General features: G+C 73.3%; 1 protein-coding gene. It reads left to right on the forward strand.

Annotated features, from left to right (window positions below):
* Positions 1-287 precede the first annotated feature (287 nt).
* On the forward strand, positions 288-1,733 hold the full coding sequence (locus ABZY33_RS35970) for an aldehyde dehydrogenase family protein (protein WP_356495928.1): 1,446 nt from the start codon (positions 288-290) through the stop codon (positions 1,731-1,733).
* Positions 1,734-1,859: the final 126 nt, after the last annotated feature.

Raw genomic sequence — 1,859 nt, forward strand, 5'->3', positions numbered from 1 at the left:
CCCTGGAGCATGCGGCTTCGCCGCAGCCCCATGGGCCCGATGAGATGGCGCACGCAGTGCGCATCTCAGGGGCGCGGGGAACTGCGCGACCAGCCCCCACCGGCCGCACCTGACGACGGTCGATAACAGCCGCACCCGCACACTGCCCCGCACAGGGACCCCGCCGAAGCGGCGAACAATCCACCCCGCCGCACTCCACCGCGGCCAAATCGCCATCCACCCCGCCCGACCTAAGGTCACCACAGACGCAACCGCACACCCCACCCGAGAGGCCGGTACAAGAACCCATGACCGCCACCCACGCCTTCTGGCTCGCCGGCCGCCAGGCCACCGGTGACGTCACCTTCGACGTCACCAACCCGTACGACGGCCGTCTAGTCGGCACCGTCAGCACCCCGACCGAGACCCAGGTCGAGGAAGCCGTCCAAGCCGCGCACGCGATCCGCGAGGAGTTCGCCGCGACCCCCGCCCACGTACGGGCCAAGGCGCTGAACCACGTCGCGGACCGGCTCGCGGAGCGGACCGAGGAGATCGCCCGGCTGATCTCCGCCGAGAACGGCAAGCCGATCAAGTGGGCCCGCGGCGAGGTCGGCCGCGCGGTCAGCGTCTTCCGGTTCGCCGCCGAGGAGGCCCGCCGCTGGAACAGCGGCGACGCCCAGCGCCTCGACACCGACCAGGGTGGCACCGGCCGCCTCGCCCTGACCCGCCGCATCCCCAAGGGCGTCGTCCTCGGCATCGCGCCGTTCAACTTCCCGCTGAACCTGAGCGCCCACAAGGTCGCCCCGGCCCTCGCGGTCGGCGCCCCCATCATCCTCAAGCCCGCCCCGGCGACCCCGCTATCCTCCCTCGTCCTCGGCGAACTGCTCGCCGAGACGGAGCTGCCCGCCGGCTCCTGGTCGGTCCTGACCGTCCCGAACGACCGGATGCCCGCCCTCGTCCAGGACGAGCGCCTGCCTGTCATCTCCTTCACCGGCTCCGGCCCGGTCGGCTACGCGATCATGGACAGCGTGCCCCGCAAGCACTGCACCCTGGAGCTGGGCGGTAACGGCGCGGCGGTCGTCCTCGCCGACTACGCCTCCGAGGCGGACCTGGACTGGGCGGCGGGCCGCATCGCCACCTTCTCCAACTACCAGGGCGGCCAGTCCTGCATCTCGGTGCAGCGCGTCATCGCGGACGCCGCGGTGTACGACCGGCTGCTCCCGAAGATCGTCGCCGCCGTCGAGGCACAGGTCACCGGCGACCCGGCCGACGACGCCACCGACGTGGGCCCGCTGGTGAGCGAGGACGCCGCCAAGCGCGTAGCGGCCTGGGTGACCGAGGCCGTCGACGCCGGCGCGTCCCTGCTGGCGGGCGGCGAGCGCGACGGCGCCACGTACGCGCCGACCGTCCTCGCCGACGTACCGGACGACGTGACCCTGGCCTGCGAGGAGGTCTTCGGACCGGTCCTCACCGTGAAGAAGGTGGACGGCGAGGCGGCGGCCTTCGCCGCCGTCAACGACTCCAAGTACGGCCTCCAGGCCGGGGTGTTCACCCACGACGTGCAGGCGGCCTTCCGCGCCCACCGGGCCCTGGAGGTCGGCGGAGTCGTCATCGGCGACGCCCCGTCCTACCGCGCCGACCAGATGCCCTACGGCGGCGCCAAGCAGTCCGGCGTCGGCCGCGAGGGCGTGCGCTACGCCATGGACGACTACACCTACGAGCGCGTCCTGGTCCTGACCGGCCTGGACCTCTGAGCTGGGGGCTCACCCCCTGACCGGCGGCGGCCGGAGCCCACTGTGCGGGGGCTCCCGGTCCCGGGTACAGGGCGTCCGCACACCGGGCGCCGGCACTGCGCACCGCCGCCAGCTCGCCCAGCGAGC

It is taken from the genome of Streptomyces sp. NPDC006552, assembly GCF_040611655.1.
Taxonomy (GTDB): domain Bacteria; phylum Actinomycetota; class Actinomycetes; order Streptomycetales; family Streptomycetaceae; genus Streptomyces.

Excerpts from the sequence above, each read along its gene's own strand:
- ABZY33_RS35970 (WP_356495928.1), top strand. The coding sequence starts at position 288 with ATGACCGCCACCCACGCCTTCTGGCTCGCCGGCCGCCAGGCCACCGGT.